The sequence below is a fragment of the Brevundimonas sp. M20 genome, assembly GCF_006547065.1.
Lineage (GTDB): Bacteria > Pseudomonadota > Alphaproteobacteria > Caulobacterales > Caulobacteraceae > Brevundimonas.
In genome coordinates, this window is record NZ_CP041243.1 from 916,893 (window position 1) to 932,500 (window position 15,608).

17 protein-coding genes (1 of these 17 only partly in view) are annotated in these 15,608 nt (G+C 65.9%); 7 read left to right on the forward strand and 10 right to left on the reverse strand.

The window, feature by feature from the left end; translation table 11 throughout:
* Nucleotides 1-84 precede the first annotated feature (84 nt).
* Entirely contained in the window at nt 85-579 is a 495-nt protein-coding gene (gene ssb / locus FKQ52_RS04405; RefSeq protein ID WP_304580236.1) for a single-stranded DNA-binding protein, read from the forward strand.
* A 37-nt stretch (nt 580-616) separates the two neighbouring features.
* Here the strand turns inward: ssb and FKQ52_RS04410 are convergent, their stop codons facing one another.
* Entirely contained in the window at nt 617-817 is a 201-nt protein-coding gene (locus FKQ52_RS04410; protein WP_141626071.1) for a hypothetical protein, read from the reverse strand.
* A 208-nt stretch (nt 818-1,025) separates the two neighbouring features.
* On the opposite strand from FKQ52_RS04410, the gene FKQ52_RS04415 reads away from it, so the two are divergent.
* Together FKQ52_RS04415 and FKQ52_RS04420 are read left to right on the forward strand one after the other, a co-directional pair.
* On the forward strand, nt 1,026-1,391 hold the full coding sequence (locus tag FKQ52_RS04415) for a DUF4253 domain-containing protein (protein WP_205750855.1): 366 nt from the start codon (nt 1,026-1,028) through the stop codon (nt 1,389-1,391).
* 81 nt (nt 1,392-1,472) lie between these two features.
* Nucleotides 1,473-2,378, forward strand: a complete 906-nt coding sequence (locus FKQ52_RS04420; protein WP_141626072.1) for a DMT family transporter — start codon at nt 1,473-1,475, stop codon at nt 2,376-2,378.
* Nucleotides 2,379-2,437: 59 nt separating this feature from the next.
* Here FKQ52_RS04420 and FKQ52_RS04425 read toward each other — a convergent pair whose 3' ends face one another.
* Complete coding sequence (locus tag FKQ52_RS04425) at nt 2,438-3,001, reverse strand: DUF3035 domain-containing protein (RefSeq protein ID WP_141626073.1); 564 nt, start codon at nt 2,999-3,001, stop codon at nt 2,438-2,440.
* A gap of 61 nt (nt 3,002-3,062) precedes the next feature.
* Entirely contained in the window at nt 3,063-3,605 is a 543-nt protein-coding gene (gene lspA, locus FKQ52_RS04430) for a signal peptidase II (protein ID WP_141626074.1), read from the reverse strand.
* Nucleotides 3,606-3,783: 178 nt separating this feature from the next.
* Here lspA and FKQ52_RS04435 point away from each other — a divergent pair, with 178 nt between their 5' ends.
* Entirely contained in the window at nt 3,784-5,043 is a 1,260-nt protein-coding gene (locus tag FKQ52_RS04435) for a cation:proton antiporter (RefSeq protein ID WP_141626075.1), read from the forward strand.
* Nucleotides 5,044-5,109: 66 nt separating this feature from the next.
* Here FKQ52_RS04435 and FKQ52_RS04440 read toward each other — a convergent pair whose 3' ends face one another.
* Entirely contained in the window at nt 5,110-5,889 is a 780-nt protein-coding gene (locus tag FKQ52_RS04440) for a PhoH family protein (protein WP_141628229.1), read from the reverse strand.
* A gap of 286 nt (nt 5,890-6,175) precedes the next feature.
* On the opposite strand from FKQ52_RS04440, the gene FKQ52_RS04445 reads away from it, so the two are divergent.
* Nucleotides 6,176-6,703, forward strand: a complete 528-nt coding sequence (locus FKQ52_RS04445; protein ID WP_141626076.1) for a gamma carbonic anhydrase family protein — start codon at nt 6,176-6,178, stop codon at nt 6,701-6,703.
* Here FKQ52_RS04445 and FKQ52_RS04450 read toward each other — a convergent pair.
* The gene (locus tag FKQ52_RS04450; RefSeq protein WP_240811737.1) at nt 6,700-7,902 is read right to left on the reverse strand and encodes a cation:proton antiporter; all 1,203 of its coding nucleotides are present in this window, start codon (nt 7,900-7,902) and stop codon (nt 6,700-6,702) included. The two genes, FKQ52_RS04445 and FKQ52_RS04450, sit on opposite strands and share 4 nt — an antisense overlap.
* A gap of 106 nt (nt 7,903-8,008) precedes the next feature.
* Nucleotides 8,009-8,551, reverse strand: a complete 543-nt coding sequence (locus FKQ52_RS04455; protein ID WP_168196790.1) for a PAS domain-containing protein — start codon at nt 8,549-8,551, stop codon at nt 8,009-8,011.
* A gap of 154 nt (nt 8,552-8,705) precedes the next feature.
* Between FKQ52_RS04455 and FKQ52_RS04460 the strand changes: the two genes are divergently transcribed.
* The gene (locus tag FKQ52_RS04460; RefSeq protein ID WP_240811738.1) at nt 8,706-9,563 is read left to right on the forward strand and encodes a hypothetical protein; all 858 of its coding nucleotides are present in this window, start codon (nt 8,706-8,708) and stop codon (nt 9,561-9,563) included.
* A gap of 129 nt (nt 9,564-9,692) precedes the next feature.
* Here FKQ52_RS04460 and FKQ52_RS04465 read toward each other — a convergent pair whose 3' ends face one another.
* The 4 genes from FKQ52_RS04465 to hfaA form a co-directional block, all read right to left on the reverse strand.
* The gene (locus FKQ52_RS04465) at nt 9,693-12,539 is read right to left on the reverse strand and encodes a pitrilysin family protein (protein ID WP_141626079.1); all 2,847 of its coding nucleotides are present in this window, start codon (nt 12,537-12,539) and stop codon (nt 9,693-9,695) included.
* A gap of 141 nt (nt 12,540-12,680) precedes the next feature.
* Nucleotides 12,681-13,937 carry a holdfast anchor protein HfaD gene (gene hfaD / locus FKQ52_RS04470; RefSeq protein ID WP_141626080.1) on the reverse strand — a complete coding sequence of 419 codons (1,257 nt, stop codon included), beginning with the start codon at nt 13,935-13,937 and terminating at the stop codon, nt 12,681-12,683.
* Complete coding sequence (gene hfaB / locus FKQ52_RS04475; RefSeq protein WP_141626081.1) at nt 13,864-14,877, reverse strand: holdfast anchoring protein HfaB; 1,014 nt, start codon at nt 14,875-14,877, stop codon at nt 13,864-13,866. Before hfaB ends, hfaD begins: the two co-directional genes overlap by 74 nt.
* The gene (gene hfaA, locus FKQ52_RS04480) at nt 14,874-15,299 is read right to left on the reverse strand and encodes a holdfast anchoring protein HfaA (RefSeq protein ID WP_141626082.1); all 426 of its coding nucleotides are present in this window, start codon (nt 15,297-15,299) and stop codon (nt 14,874-14,876) included. Before hfaA ends, hfaB begins: the two co-directional genes overlap by 4 nt.
* Nucleotides 15,300-15,470: 171 nt before the next feature.
* Here hfaA and FKQ52_RS04485 point away from each other — a divergent pair, with 171 nt between their 5' ends.
* A protein-coding gene (locus tag FKQ52_RS04485) for a rhomboid family intramembrane serine protease (RefSeq protein ID WP_141626083.1) crosses the window boundary here: on the forward strand, nt 15,471-15,608 show its 5' portion. 477 nt of this gene lie beyond the right edge of the window; 138 of the gene's 615 nt are visible here — the first part of the coding sequence; the start codon lies at nt 15,471-15,473; its stop codon lies off the right edge, out of view.

Here is a 15,608-nt window from a genome sequence, read left to right on the forward strand (position 1 = left end):
CGGCGTGAAAGCGCGCTAGGCCACGTGGGAAGGGCCTGAATCAGCGCGAAGCGCGGTGGGCCAGCTAGCTAAAGGAGCTCGATGATGGCGGGCAGCGTCAACAAGGTCATTCTGGTCGGTAACCTGGGCAAGGATCCCGAAATCCGGTCTCTCAATTCGGGCGAGCGCGTCGCCAACCTGTCGATCGCGACCTCGGAAACGTGGCGCGACAAGTCGACCGGCGAGCGCAAGGAAAAGACCGAATGGCACCGGGTCGTGATCTTCAACGAGAACATCGTGAAGGTCGCCGAGAACTACCTGAAGAAGGGCTCGACCGTTTACATCGAAGGCTCGCTGCAAACTCGCAAGTACGAGCAGGGCGGCGTCGAGAAGTACACGACCGAGATCGTGCTGCAGAAGTTCCGCGGTGAACTGACCATGCTGGGCGGTCGCGCTGACAGCGGTGGCGGCTCGGGTGGCGGTTACGGCGGCGGTGGGCGTGGCGACGACGACTATTCGTCGGGCTTCTCGACCGGCGGCGCCAACAAGCCTTCCGGTCCGAAGGAAAGCTATGACCTGAACGACGACATCCCGTTCTGATCGGGACGTGGGCGTGAACCGGCGTTCCTGGCTCACGCTACTGGCGGCCTGGCTCGGCGTTTCCGCCGGGCCAGCGGCTGCTGTAGCCGGCCAGAGCACCAGTCTCTACACCACGCATCATGTTGATGGCCGCCGCGCAGTTGCTCTTTGGGAGCAGTTGCGGGCGAGGGGAGACGGCTATCCGGTGATCCTTGGATCGCCTGATGAAGCGGGCGCCTTCCTGATGGACCTGGATCATCAGATCGGGATGGCCCCGGCCCGGATGGAAGCAGCGGCCCGGCTCCGGTTCCCGCAGGACCTTCGGGCGCTACGGGCGGAGAAAAAGGGCCGGTATCCGCGCCCGTCTGACGCCGGATCAACAACAGACGTTCGATGAGGACTGGGCGACCCCCGATGACGGGGAGTGGCCCGAGGATCTTCCCGCCCCGGCGGACGAGCCTGTGGTCGTGCGTGGTCATGACAACCGGTACCGGGACGTTCTGATCGTGGTGCTGCCCGCGCGGGACGCGACTGAAGCGCTGGCGATGCTCGGGTACGAGCCCGGTGAATACGAAACCGTGTGCCCGGTGGAGCATCACATGGCCGCCGTCCGAAACTGGCGGGAGGGCTGGGGCTTTGAACTGGTGGCCTGCTATCGCGGCGCCATCGAGGGGCGGGCGAGCCGTCGTCCGACCGGCCGCGAAGCCGCGTTGGCCCTTGCCCGCGAGCAGTACGAATATTGTCCCGACATCGTTGATCAGGGCGTGGGTTCCACGGCGGCGCTCGCTGCGACCCTGATGGTCTCTGACTGGTGGTACTTCTGGTGGGACTGACCACCCGTCCGCCACATTCCGAAATGCGAAGTGTCGGGCGCGTCTCTCGCGTCCGGCGCGTTCGCGGGCTAACCGGATGCGGTGATCACCCCGGACAAGCCCCACAGCCCTCTGAGCCCTCTTGAGATCGCCGCGATCGTGGCGATCATCGTCATCTGGGGCGTGAACAATGCGGCGGCCAAGGTCGCGACCGAGGTGCTGCCGCCGCTGATGACCGGCGCCCTGCGTTTCGCCATCGCCGCAACCTGTCTGATTCCCTTCGTGCGACCGCCCTTTCCGAACTGGAAGAGCCTGCTGCTCATCGTCTGCATCGGCGGACCGCTACACTACGGGCTGGTCTATCTGGCCTTCTGGTTGGCGCATGACGTCAGTCCGGTGTCCGTGGCGACACAGCTTTGGGTGCCGTTTACAGCGCTGTTCGCCTTCCTTGTGTTGCGAGAGAAGCTGTCGCGGTTCGCCCTGATCGGTATGGGCGTGGCCTTCCTGGGCGTGGCGTGGATGACGCTGGACGCCCATGCAATCGAGGACTGGAAAGCCGTCGCCGTCGGTGTGGTGGCTGCCAGCGCCTGGGCGATGACCACGGTCATCGCCCGCCGAACGACCTCCATCCCTCCGTTGAAGATGCAGGGTCTGCTGGCGCTGGTCGCCCTGCCGACCTTGGCCTTCGCCTCGGCCTTCTTTGAGCGCGGACAATTCGAGGCGTTGCAGAAGGCTGATGCGCTGATCTGGGCCTGTTTGATCTGGGCGGGGGTGGTGTCGTCCGTGCTGGCGACGACCCTCGTCTTCTGGCTGGTGCAGAAGCGGCCTGCCGGACGGGTGACGCCCTATCTGCTGGCGACGCCCGTGGTGTCTATCCTGATCGGCTGGTCCTTGATGGGGGACGTGCTGACGCCCCAGATTCTGACCGGCGCGGCCCTGACCATGGTCGGGGTGGCCGTTGTCGCCATCGCCGAGCGCGGTCTGCGGGCAGGCGCGGCCAAGGCCTGAACGAAAAAGCCCCGGGCGCTGGGCGTCCGGGGCTGATCCGTCGGAACTGAAATCGAACCTTAGAGGCCCGGCAACTTGAAGCCCGTGTCGCGACGCGGGGTGATGCTGATGCCGGCGCGACCGCCGGTCAGAGCCTGCATGCGGGCGTACTCGCTGGCGGCGTCGATGGTGACGGCGCCTTCGGTGGTCTGGGTCGTGGTCGCCACCTGGGTCGCGGGATCCTCGCGGCGCCAGAACATGATGCGGTTGGCCCAGCTCTCTTCCTTGTGGGTCAGGTCGCCGAATTCATCGTCCACGACATAGCGGGCGAGGGGATCAGCGCGGTCGCCGCCGGCCTGTGCGACCAGGATCTGCTCGCCGGGCGAGCGGGTGACCGACTGACGTTGACCCAGCAGAATCTGGCGAGCGGCGGATTCCGGCGCCAGTTCCTGCGGACGGGGCTGGCCCGGCGCCGGCGGACGAAGGCCATACTCCGGCGGAACGGTCAGCGGGGCCGTCGCCACCGTCAGGAACTCGTCCGGCGTCACCTTCGACAGGCCGATGCTTTGCTGGATGTTCGTGCAGGCGCCAAGCGCGAGGGCCGAGGCGGCCAGGGTCAGAACGGCGGTAGTGCGAAGACGCATGATCAATCCCGGTGCAACGCGCCGACGAGGCGCATGCGTAAACCCTAGTGGAAGCGGCTGATTACGACTTTTCGGCGGCGAGGCCAACCTTGGCCGCTTTCTCGGACATCAGACTGTCGAGGATCAGCAGCACAACGCCCACCGTGATGGCGCTGTCGGCGATGTTGAACACCCACGGAAAGACACCCGTGCCGGAAAAATCGAGGAAGTCGACGACAAAGCCGAAGCGAATCCGGTCGATCACATTGCCGATGGCCCCGCCCATAACCAGACCAAGGGCGGTGATCAGCAGACGGCGGTCCGCCTTCATCGCCCACCAGCCGAGGCCCGCGGCGACGATCACCGAAAAGACGCTCAGGAACCAGCGGGCCGACCCGTCACCGAACAGGCCGAAGCTCACGCCGTCATTGGCGACGAAGGTGATGCGGAAGATGTCACCCAGCACCGCGACCGAACGATAGCCCCAAAGCTCCCGATCCAGCATCGCGCCGCCGTCGTCCAGCATGTGCAGGCCGGACAGGACCCACGCCTTCGTCAGCTGGTCCAGGATGATCACGACAAGAGCGAAGCCGAAGGCGGCGTAGGTGATGCGGGGGATTTTCATTCGGGTCGCTGAAAAATTGAGGGGTCCGGGTTAGCAGCCCCCGCCCTGCACGCGAAGCCTATTTTATCGTGTCAGAGGGTCGCGGACGGCCGGTTTTGTCTTGTTCTGATGGGGGCAAGACCCCAAATGTCACGCTTCAACCCGCAAGGATTCCCCTCACGCACCTGAAGGAGCGCCGATGACGCATGCCGATGTGGCCCAACACGCCACCGACGTCGCCAACCACGCAGACAGCCTGATCCTCACTCTGGTGGGGGGCTTTGTGCTCGCCTTCGTGTTCGGGATGCTCGCCAATCGGATGAAGTTGTCGCCTTTGGTCGGTTATCTGGTCGCCGGCGTCATCGTGGGGCCTCACACAGCTGGATTCGTCGCCGATCAGGAGCTGGCGCCCCAACTGGCCGAGATCGGCGTGATCCTGCTGATGTTCGGGGTCGGGCTGCACTTCTCGCTCGCTGACCTGATGAAGGTCCGGAAGATCGCCATTCCCGGCGCGCTGGTGCAGATCGCCGCGGCGACCGCGCTCGGCTGGGGATTGGGACGCCTTATGGGGATGGGCGACGTCGAAGCCGTGCTGATGGGCTTTGCCCTGTCCGTCGCCTCGACTGTCGTGCTGCTCAGGGCGCTGGAGGAACGCAAACAGGTCAAGGGAGACGTCGGCAAGATCGCCATGGGCTGGTTGATCGTCGAGGATCTGGTGATCGTCATCGCGTTGGTCGTGCTGCCGCTGGTGGTCATTCAGCCGGGCGCCGAGGTCAACGGGATGCAGTTGGCCGCCTCGATGGGCTGGACCCTGTTCAAGGTCGCCGCCTTCACGGCTGTCATGCTGGTGGTCGGGGCCAAGGTCCTGCCGTGGGTGCTGGTCCGCATCGCGCACACCAAGTCGCGTGAGTTGTTCACTCTTGGGGTTCTGGCCATCGCCTTGGGTATCGCCTGGGTCGCCTACGCCCTGTTCCACTCCTTCGCCATGGGCGCTTTCCTGGCGGGACTGGTGCTGAACAGTTCTCCGCTGGGCCACAACGCCGCGGAACGCTCGCTGCCCCTGAGGGACGCGTTCGCGGTGTTGTTCTTCGTCTCCGTGGGCATGTTGTTCGACTGGCACATTCTGATCGAGCGGCCGCTGGCTGTTCTGGGCGTGCTGGCCATCATCATCATCGGCAAGTCACTGGCCGCGCTGGCCATCACCACCGCTTTCAAGCTCGACAAGGCGACCAGCCTGACCGTCGCCGCGGCTCTTGCCCAGATCGGCGAGTTTTCCTTCATCCTGACCAAGATGAGCGTGGACCTCGGCGGCATGAGTCCGGACACCCAGAATCTGATTCTGGCGGCTGCGTTGCTGTCCATTTCGCTGAACCCGTTTGTCTTCGCCCTTATAGATCGCTGGGGCGGCAAGCCGAAGCCGCCGGTCAAGGAAGCGCCGCCGGTCAGCGCGCTGATCTGAGCGCGGCAAAAAGAAGGGGCGCCGGTCGATCCGGCGCCCCTTTTCCATTTCAGCTGGCGGGAAGTGTCAGAGGACGCCGATCATGCTGGCGACCAGCGGGTGGCGGACGATGTCCCGCTCGGCCAGCTTGACCACGCCGATGTCCGGCACCGCGGTCAGGCGTTCGGCGATATCCGCCAGCCCCGAGATGCCCGGCAGCAGGTCGGACTGCTGCGGGTCGCCCGTGACCACCATGGTCGAGTGCCAGCCCAGTCGGGTCAGCAGCATCTTCAGTTGAACGTAGGTGCAGTTCTGGGCCTCATCCACGACGATGAAGGCGTTGTTCAGCGTGCGGCCGCGCATGTAGCCGATGGGAGCGATTTCGATCAGGCCCTCGGCCATCAGCGCCTTGACGCGTTTCATCGACAGGCGATCCGACAGGGCGTCGTAGAGCGGGCGCAGATAGGGGGCGAGCTTGTCTTCCATGTCGCCGGGCAGGAACCCGATGGATTCGCCCGCCTCAACCGCCGGGCGGCTCAGGACGATGCGGCCGACCTTTCCTGCCTCAAGAGCCTCGACCGCCTTGGCGACCGCCAGATAGGTCTTGCCGGTGCCTGCCGGTCCCAGTGCGAGGACGAGGTTGTGATGATCGATCATCGTCATCAGTTCGGCCTGGCCGTCCGACTTCGGCTTGAGCGTCTTCAGATAGGCCTGGTCGCGGTCGTCATTGGAGGGCAGGGGAGACCAGCCGGCGTGGGTCGGCAACCGCCGAACCTTGGAATCCTCCGTGAACTGCCGGGAATCGAGAACGCCGTGTTCACGGGTCTGACGCTTGAGGGCTGAACGCTTGGTCATGGACGCCTCCAGGGCATGAAAAAAGGCGATGCCGCAAAAGCATCGCCTCGAACGATCGTGGGGAGGAGAGAAGAGGATGCGCAGCATCCGCCCGGGTCGGAGGAGTATCCAACTTCCAGCGGACGAAGCCGCCGAACCGAACGCGCCACAGCGTTCCCCCAGCTTGACCGGACCGGGCTTGATCCGGTTACCGATCCGGGGCCGAAATGGCGACCTCGAATCGCATCAACAGATTGATGCTAGCGTGGTTTACGAAGGCTTAAAGCGCTGATTAAGCCAAAGATGAGGTGATGTTTCTATGACGATCTATGCGTTGGCGGACAAGAAACCGCAGCTTCCGCCTGAGGGCGAATACTGGGTGGCGCCTAATGCTGTGGTGACAGGAGACGTGATTCTGCAGCCCGGCGCCAGTGTCTGGTTCGGAGCGGTCGTGCGGGGGGACAACGATCCCATCACGATCGGTCATGACACCAATATTCAGGACGGCAGCGTGCTGCATTCCGACCCCGGCGAACCCTTGACCATCGGCGACGGCGTGACCGTCGGGCACATGGTCATGCTCCACAGCTGCGAGATTGGCGACAACACCCTGATCGGCATCGGAGCGGTGGTTCTGGGACGTGCGAAGATCGGAAAGAACTGTCTGATCGGCGCCAACGCCCTGATCACCGAGGGTAAGGTAATACCGGACAATTCCCTCGTCATGGGGCAGCCGGGCAAGGTGGTGCGCGAGCTCGAGCCCGGTCAGATCGAGGCCCTGCGCATATCGGCCCAGCACTATGTCCAGAACTGGAAGCGGTACGTCAGCGACCTGAAAGAGGTCTAGCCGTTCTTGGCCAGCAAGCCCTGAAGCTTCTTCAGCTTCGGGGCCACCAATGGCGTGGTCAGCATGGTCGAACCGACGGCCATCAACAGCAGGGCCGTGAAGGTCGTGTTCGTGATCACCTGTTTGTCCAGCAGGATGTTGGCGAAGATGATCATGATCAGGGCCTTGGTCTGCAGCAGCCAGCCGATGACCGAAGCCTCGCCCTGTTCCCATTTGAGGATTCGCCCGGCGATCCGGACGCCCAGCAGTTTGCCGGCGACGGAAGCGATCAGAAGCACTGCCGCGGCACCGAAGACCATAAGGCCGCCGACGTCCCACTGGGTCCGCAAACCCGTGGACAGGAAGAAGACCGGCATGACGGCCAGCAGGATGTGCTGTCGGAACTGGTCCATCTGCCTCTGGTCGAACCATTCCGCGTCCAGCACCGCGCCTGACAGGAAGGCGCCGACCATGAAGTGCAGCCCGGCCCAGTCGGCGGCGAACCCGCAGGCGGCCAGCCAGATCAGCGAGACGAACCAGCGGTCCGTCTGGGGGATGCGCTTCATCAGCATGCGAATGCCGACCGTGGCCGCGCCGAACCCAACGAGGAAGGCTCCCTGACGGCCGATCCGCTCCCAGTCGAGGAGAATCAGCGCCAGCACGCCCCAGATGGCGATGTCGTCCAGACTGGCGTAGCGCAGGATGCGCTGGCCCAGTGGCTGACGCAGAATGTCCATCTTCTCCATCAGCAGCACGAGAATCGGCAGGGCGGTGACCGCGCAGGCCATGCCGATACCCAGAACCACCTGCCAGGTCTCGCCCTTGGCTCCGGCCCAGCCCGGGCTGAGCACCAGCATGCCCATCGCCGCGAGCGCGCCGAAGACCAAGGGGACCGTCAGGGCCAGTCCCGCTGTTATCCCGGTCTCGCCTCGGTGCTTCCAGGCCTGCTTCAGATCCAGCTCGATCCCGGCGATCCAGACGAAAATCATCACCGCCCACCAGGCGATGCCGTTCAGGGCTGTGATCACGTCCTTGCTGAAGACGAAGGCGTAGTAGTCGGGGAAGGCCGCGCCGAGCACACCCGGCCCCAGCAGGATGCCGCCGGTGATCTGAACCACCACCAGCGGCGCCCAGTAGTCGGTCTTGAACAGACGCCAGACCAGATACGGCACGCTGAAGATCAGCAGCATGGCGATCAGGAACACTTCGGTGGTGGTCATATGCATCTGTCGTCCCCCCGAACGACTGTGGTTCGCCTCGGGCGGGCGATTGGATGCAACTATGTCCCGTGCCGGACAAAAGGCACGTCAAATTATGTGAGCGCTATCAGGCGATGCGACGGCCGTCGCTGACGGCGAGGCTGAGGGCCGGGCGACCGGGCGTTCCGGCGTCGGCGACCAGCCTTGCGACCAGCCGGGGAACATCGCCCCTGACGGGGATGAGGGCGGACGCCGGAGCGAACAGGCCCAGAAGGCGGTCAGCCTGTCCTGAGGTGCCGCGCAGAGGGGCGAGGACCATCTCAAGGGTCAGCGCCGGCTCGCTGTCGGTGAAGGCGGCGATCACCAGCGGACGGGCTTCACGCGCGGTCCGGATGACAGCCTGCTCGAGCAGGTCTGCCGAACCCGGAGTCCACAATGCGCTGAGCGGGGCGCCCGCCAGCGGCGCACGCCAGAAGGTGTCCAGCGCCGTCCCGGCGAGGGACAGAACGGTTTGGCCCTCGCGCCGGTCGGCGATGAAAGCCCGAGGCAGGCGGCGGCCCAAGGCTTCCGGCAGAAGGGCCGAGCGGACGGGAATTCCGCCGCGCACGCCATTCGCGCGGGCCAGACCGGTCCAGTGGTCGATCAGAAACTGCGTATCGGGATGGAACACTTCATTCGCCTCGGGACAGAATGCCGCAAGGCCCGGGCCGCGAAGGCAACGGAAATGCAAGGGTTTCCGGGTTCTGATGCAGGCTGGAACGATCCGCGTGCGTCGCGGGTCGCGCGCTAACTGATCTGGAGGTCGGCCCATGGGGGTGCGGATCATGACCTGGCTGCCGGCCGCGGCGGGCTTTCTGGCCCTGTCGGCGGTCGCCGACGACGCGGCGGCCCAGTGCACCGGCGGCTGCCCGCCGCCGCCCCCGCCGTGCTGCGAGCCTCCGCCCCCGCCGCCTCCGCCGCCCCCGCCGGTGTGCTGTAATCCGCCCCCTCCGCCTTCGTGCTGCGGTGGTGGCAACCTGAACGTCAACGTGAACGTCAACGCAGGGGCCAACGCCAATGCGACGGCGCGCGCGGCTGCGGGCATCAACGCCCGCGCGGGCGGTTCGGTCTGGGTCAGCGGCGGTGGCTCGGCCTATGTGACGGTCGACCAGCCCTATCCGACCACGATCAACGGGCTGAACGTCGAGGGCGCCCGCGTCCGCGAAGTCGTTCGCGTGCCCTACGAATCGCGCCGCCGGTGGGAAAAACGCGTGGTCATCCAGGCCGTCTGCATCGACGACCGGGCGATTCCGCATCCCGCTTCGCAAGTGCGCCCCGACCGTGAGGTCGACGGCGGCTACGAGGGCGAACTCTACCGCTGTCTGGCGGGCACCTCGATGCAGTTCACCTGGGCCGAGTACGACGGTCAGGTCCGCTTTGATCACGGCGAAACTGTCACCTGCCGCAAGGGCGAAGCGCTCTGGTACGGCGGCGGCAATGTCGAGTGCCGGACCCAGCGGGCCGAGCGGGAGTGCAACGAGCGCTCGCTGCTGCGTCGGTACGGCGCCGGTGTGAAGATCCTGACCTGGGTGCGCGAAGAGACCTACACGGCCTATCGCGAGGAAGTGGTCGAAACGTCCGGAATGGCCCTGACGGGCGGTACGATCGCGCTCGACGGCGGTGTCGGCGGTCGGGTGTTCTGATTCCGTTGAACGGCGTGTTCAGCCTGTCGTCAGGCGGGAGAGACTAGAAAGAGGGGTCGTCGGCTCTCCGCCGATGATCCTGAGAAGCGAAACTGGCCCCGGTCCGAAGACCGGGGCCTTTTTTGTCGCTTACTGCTGGGCCTGGGCCGAGACCACGATGGCCTTCCAGGCGGTGTCGTCGCGCAGGTATTGGCGAGCCAGGGCCTGTACGTCAGCCGGGGTGACGGCTTCCAGATCCGAGATGTGGGTCAGGGTCTGTTCCACATCGCCGGGCTTTTCAGCCACTTCCGACAGTTGGCCCAGCCAGTACTCATTGCTGGCCTGGCTGCGGCGCAGGGCCTCGATCACCGGCAGGCGGGCGCGGTTCAGCTCGTCCTCGGTCGGAGGCGCGTCCTTCAGCGATTGGACGATGGACGCCACCGCCGCATAGAAGGGATCGACCTTGTCCGCGGCGATTTCGGCGCGGATGGAGACCGAACCGTAGCCGCGGTAGGTGTCCGACGAGCTGGAGCCGGCGCCCGGCGAGTAGGCCAGAGCCTGCTGTTCACGGATGACTTCCAGCACGCGCAGCTTCAGCACTTCGGTCATGATCGAGACGCGACGGGCTTCGGTGCGGTCTTCCACGGCGTCGGTTGTCGGCCAGGCGATGTAGGCCAGCGTCTGCTCGGCCGGGCCATTGTGGGTCAGGCGAACAGGCGTCGGCGTTCCGGCCGGGAAGCGCAATTCGGTCGCGCCCGGCGCCGGGTTGGCGTCCGGACCACGACGCGGAAGGGCGCCGAAGGTGGGGGCGACGGCGGCGATGGCGTCATCCACGGTCACGTCGCCGACCACGAGCACATCGATCGGCCCGGTGCTGAGGCCGCTGGTGATTTCGGCACGGGCCTGTTCGATGGTCCAGGCGGCGACTTCTTCCGCCGTGGGGAAGGTCTCACGCTTGTCGCCGCTGGCCAGAAGACCCGAGGCCTGCACCTGGAAGGCGCCGCCGGGGGTGGCCATCTGCTGGGCGATGATCTGCGGGAACACGCCCTTGATCTGCTCGAACGGGGCCGCGCGCAGGCCTGGATCCGTCAGATAGGCCGTCAGAACCTGCATCTCGAGGCCGAGGTCGGCCGGACGGGTCGCGCCGGTGAAGGAGTAGCTGTCGCTACCCACCGAGAATCCGGCTGAATAGACGCGACCGTTCAGGACGCGGTTCATCTCGTCAAACGACAGACGGCCGAGCCCGCCGGTGGTCACATAGGCTTGGGCGAGCGCCTGGGGAGTCGAACGATCAGTGGGCAGGCCCTGTTCGCCGATGCCGGTGCGGACGCTGACGAGAATCTGCTCATCGCGGAAGTCGGTCGGTTTGACGGTCAGACGCACGCCGTTGGCGAAGGTCACGACGGTCGCGCTGACTTCACTGATTTCACGGCGTTGAGCCACCGCGCCGGCCGTGCCGAAGTCGGCGTAAGGCCATTGAACCTCGGCCTGCGCGGCCGGGGCAGACACAGGGACCTGACGCGACGCTTCGAGCGCAGCAGTGACGGCGGCTTCACCGCCTTCGATATCGACCGGAGTGACGACCAGAGCCAGCGGACCGCCGCCGGTGAAGACCGTTTGCAGCGAGGCGTTGACCTGCGCGGCGGTCAGACCGTTCACCGCGGCGTTGAAAAGGTCCAGATTGGTTTGCGGCGACGAGAAGACGGCACGACCGTTCACGGCGCCGGCGATGCCGTTGGCCAGGGCGGGGGTGCGACGGGTCGCGGCGCCGGCGACAGCGTTTTCGAGCGCCGTGCGGTACTCGATGATCTCGCGCTGCAGTTCGGCGTCCGACACGCCGTACTGGACCAGACGGCGTTGTTCCTGCTCGATCGAGTCCAGCGCGGCCTTCCAGCCGCCCGGATTGAAGCTGGCCGAGATGGAGGCGATGTCGAGGCTGTCGGCCAGCGTCGACTGACCGCCGCCAGCCGAGGTGAACGGCGGGTTGTCGGTGCGCGAAATCTCGCCAAGACGACGGTTCAGAACCGCCAGACCCAGATTGGTGATCAGGTTGTCGCGGCGTTCGGCGACGGTGTCGGGATCGCGGTCTGGCGCCTTGGTCCAGTTCAGCTGGATGTTCGACTGGATGCCGGGCTCCACCAGAATACTGGTGCCCGGCTGGCGCGGGGCCACGGTGCCCAGATCGGGCTCGGGGCCGTCGGCGGCCTTCGGCTCCCAGCTTTCGAACGCGGCGCGGATCTTGGATTCCATCACATCCACGTCGAAGTCGCCCACGGCCACGAAGGTCGCGCGCGAAGGACGGTAGTAGGCTTCGTAGAATTCGACGAACCGTTCGCGCGGCGCGGTGCGGATGATGTTCAGGTCGCCGATCGGCAGGCGCTGGGAGATGCGCTGACCCGGCGCCAGAAGGGCAAGCTGGGCCTTGATCGAGCGAAGACCCGGCGTATTGCGCAGGCGCTCTTCGCCTTCGATGACGCCACGCTCGGCGTCGACGGCGTCCGGGGCCATCAGGGCTTCGGAGACCTGTTCCCGCATGATGCGCAGCGAGGTGTCGACGGTCTCGTCGTTCGTGCGCGGCAGTTCGAGCATGTAAAGCGTCTGGTCGAAGCCGGTCGACGCATTGGTGTCGGCGCCAAAGGCCAGGCCCAGACGCTCAAGGATACGCAGCAGGTCGTTCTCGGGAATGTTGGTCGTCCCATTGAACGCCATGTGTTCCATGAAGTGCGCCAGACCCAGCTGGTTCTCGTTTTCCATCAGCGAACCGGCGTCGATACGCAGGCGGAACGAGGCCTGGCCCGGAGGCGTGGCGTTGCGCATCACCGCATACTGCATGCCGTTGGGCAGGATGCCGAAACGAACGTTTGAATCCGCCGGTACGTCACTGGTGGCCTGAGCGAAGGGGTCGGTCGGAGCGACCTGCTGCGCCAGTGCGGGCGCGGCGGCCGTCAGGGCCACGGCCGATGCGGCCACGAGGAGAAGGAGGCGGGGGGAACGCATGGGTCGGTCAGTCTCCGAAGGCGCATTTCGAAGCCCGTGCGGGCGCGCCGGCAAACAGGAGGGGCCGCGATCCTGATCTTTACGCCGACGCCCCGCTGCAACCCTTCGGCGACCGGCGGTGTCGGCTCAAGTTACCGAAGATTAATGTGAGGGCCGGGAGACGTGGAAGGTGGCCGAATTTCCTGTCGCGGTGCTGCTCGAGATCACCGAGCGGTTGGAGCCGCTGACCGTCGTCGTCGCCTGCGCGGATACGTCGCCTGAATTGGTCTGGTTGTTCCGCGCTTCCAGATAGCCCTGACACTCTGAACAGGCGTAGCCGGTGACCGTATTCCCCGTGGCTTCGGCGCCGACATAGACATCATAGCCGTTCGTACCGGCGAAGGTGGCCGTCACCTCGACGCCGCCGGTGTTGATCTGGCTGTTGTCGATCTCGACGTAGATGTCGTTGTTGCCCACCGACAGCTGGTTGCCCGCGCCGCTGGCGTAGGCCTGCGCCCGTCCATAGTCATAGGCCGTGGTCGTGGCCGCCGAGCGAATGAAGGCGGCATTGTCCTGCGCCGAGGTCGTCACGACCGAGCCGCCGGAGTTGTAGCTGTTGGCGTAGTTGCCGACCGCGCGGGCGCGGGCCGCCAGATCCCAGCCGTTGCCCGTGTTGGCGCTGGCCTCGGCTTCGACGAAGTCGCCGCCGGAGGTCTGGTCGAAGGTCAGGGTCTGGCCGGAAGTCTGACCGCTGTTCACACCGATGGCGTTGCCCATGGCCTGGGCCTGCACCTCGGCCGCGGCCGGGACATATTGGCTTTCCAGACGGCTGTAGGCGCGCACGGTGGCGGAGGACGACTGCTCGACCGTGCCCTGGATCACGCTGCCCTCACCGTAGAGAGACACGGTGTTGGACGTCGCGGTGGCCGAAACCACGCTTCCGGCCAACAGGCGGGCGTTCTCGTCACCCACGTCGGTCAGGGCGCCGACCAGAGCGCCGGTGTTTCTCTGGGTGGCTTGCACGGTGAGGTCGGCGCCGTAGCCGCTGACCGCCAGATAGTTGCCGCCCGCATTCGACTGGATCGCCACCGGACCGGCGGTGTCTCCGCCGACGGTGACACTGGTGGTGGCGATCGAGTCACCGCGCATGTCCTGATCGGATCGCACCGTGACCGTGCCGTTCTCCACCGAGCCGGAGGCGGCGTTGCCGTTGGCGGTGGTTCCGACGGTGACCTGATCCTGGGCGTTGACGACGTTCAGCGTCTGGTCGGAGAAGACGTCGCCCAGTTGCAGCTGGTTGTTCAGAACCAGGCTGTCATCCTGCGGCGGAGTCTGCGCGGCGGCCTCAGTAGCGGCTGCGACGCAGATCGCCGTCGCGGCTATCGTTCCAGCGAGACGGATCGGCGCGAGTCTGGCCATTGTTGGTGTCCGTGTTGGGATAAGCCGGATAGTAGCCGCCGGTGATGCTGACCGTGCCGGCCAGAGGGTCGCGCCCGGCCTGCAGGCAGACCTCGGGGCCCGGCGCGCCGTACAGATTGGCCATGAACTCCACCGTCGCCCGCTCGATCAGCGACCGCACCGCCAGTTGCACCGGCTCCAGCGCGCCTTCGCCCGCGGAAATGTCGAAGACGTTGCCGTCCAGGAAGTCGAATACGCCCGCCGAGACTTCCCGGCCGATGATCTGCTTCTGGTAGGAGACGACATCCACGACCTCGAGGGTCGTGGTCTGGACCAGACGAAGGTCGATGGCGATGTTCATGACGAACAGCTTGCCCGCGACGGCGACCGACAGGGGCGTTTCGGTCGTCTGGCCGCCCGCGACGTCGAAGCCGCCCGAACGGATGTTGTAGTTCACCTCGGTGATCCCGCCGACGATATAGAAGTCGGAGCCGGGCACCGAGCCGGCGATGATGCGACGGTACTGGATGTCTTCCGCGCCGCCCGCGCCTTCATCGCCGATCAGCCGATTGTTGGCGTAGCGCAGCTCCATCTCGGAAACCGAGGTGTCGTAGCGTTCGACCTGACGGGCGCCGGCCTTGGCCAGGGCGGTCATCGCCATCAGCGAGGCGCCGCCGGTGACCTGGCGGCCGCCATCAGCCGAGACCGTGCCGGTGTAGTCGGCGATCCGGCCCACCGCCATGCGCGGGGAGGGCAGGCTGTACCGTCGGGCGTAGTCGGCCATGCAGACCAGCGCCGCGGAGTATGGGGTCGGGTTCGCCGTCACCGGCGCATTGCCGATCGGCGCGGCGTAGCGGCCGTCCGAACCCGCGCCGGTGGACATGCATCCACTCAGCAGCGCGGCGACCGCGCCGGCGGCTCCGGCGATCTTGAACAGGCGCGTAGGACGGCCGACGCTCATGGAAGCCTCAGGGTGCCGTTCAGGTCGGTGCCGGCGGTGACATTGCCGTTGTTGACCTGGGTGGAGTTGACGATGACCGTGTTGTGGTTGCCCTGCACGACGACGTTCAGGCTGTTGCCGATGGCGGTGGAGCCACCGATCGTCTGGCCGTTGCCCGAGGCGTAGCCGGACGAGCCGACCCCGCCGGACGTGCTGGAGTAGGCGCTGGCCCCGGTCTGGATGATGCCGTTGACGATCAGGCGGTTGCCGTTGGCGTCGCGGGTCGAGCCGGTTTGCGGCTGGGCCGTGGTGTAGCGCGAACCGCCGTAGCCGGCGGTATAGGTTCCCATTCCGGACGAGCCGGCGGACTGCGCCAGGACGACGCCCGGAAGCGAGAAGGCGGCCAGGGCGATGGCGGCGACGACCTTGATCCTGACGGGCATGGCGGCGTTTTCCAGCGAAATACGGTTTACGGGGCGCTAAGCACTCCGGGCGCCAATCTGGGGCAACGGTGTTAACGATGACTTGCCGGGCGAAATTCCATTGAGTTCGCCGCCGAAAATTGGAGTTGTGGCCTGACCGAGTCCCCTTTCGCCGAGAAGCCCGCCGAGAAGGTGTTCAATGCGCCCTTGGTCTCGGTGCTGGTCGCGTTCTCCATTCCGGCGTTTTATTTCCTGCAAGGCTGGCTGTCGGACGGCGGCTTCAGTCTCGCCTTCCGTCCGGCGTCACTGGCGGAAGGGACGTGGTGGCCG

Coding starts and splice junctions, on each gene's coding strand:
- ssb (WP_304580236.1), top strand. CDS start 85: ATGGCGGGCAGCGTCAACAAGGTCATTCTGGTCGGTAACCTGGGCAAG.
- hfaA (WP_141626082.1), bottom strand. CDS start 15,299: ATGCCCGTCAGGATCAAGGTCGTCGCCGCCATCGCCCTGGCCGCCTTC.
- FKQ52_RS04450 (WP_240811737.1), bottom strand. CDS start 7,902: ATGACCACCACCGAAGTGTTCCTGATCGCCATGCTGCTGATCTTCAGC.
- FKQ52_RS04465 (WP_141626079.1), bottom strand. CDS start 12,539: ATGCGTTCCCCCCGCCTCCTTCTCCTCGTGGCCGCATCGGCCGTGGCC.
- hfaD (WP_141626080.1), bottom strand. CDS start 13,937: ATGGCCAGACTCGCGCCGATCCGTCTCGCTGGAACGATAGCCGCGACG.
- FKQ52_RS04425 (WP_141626073.1), bottom strand. CDS start 3,001: ATGCGTCTTCGCACTACCGCCGTTCTGACCCTGGCCGCCTCGGCCCTC.
- hfaB (WP_141626081.1), bottom strand. CDS start 14,877: ATGAGCGTCGGCCGTCCTACGCGCCTGTTCAAGATCGCCGGAGCCGCC.
- FKQ52_RS04460 (WP_240811738.1), top strand. CDS start 8,706: ATGACCTGGCTGCCGGCCGCGGCGGGCTTTCTGGCCCTGTCGGCGGTC.
- FKQ52_RS04445 (WP_141626076.1), top strand. CDS start 6,176: ATGACGATCTATGCGTTGGCGGACAAGAAACCGCAGCTTCCGCCTGAG.
- FKQ52_RS04410 (WP_141626071.1), bottom strand. CDS start 817: ATGATCCAGGTCCATCAGGAAGGCGCCCGCTTCATCAGGCGATCCAAG.
- lspA (WP_141626074.1), bottom strand. CDS start 3,605: ATGAAAATCCCCCGCATCACCTACGCCGCCTTCGGCTTCGCTCTTGTC.
- FKQ52_RS04435 (WP_141626075.1), top strand. CDS start 3,784: ATGACGCATGCCGATGTGGCCCAACACGCCACCGACGTCGCCAACCAC.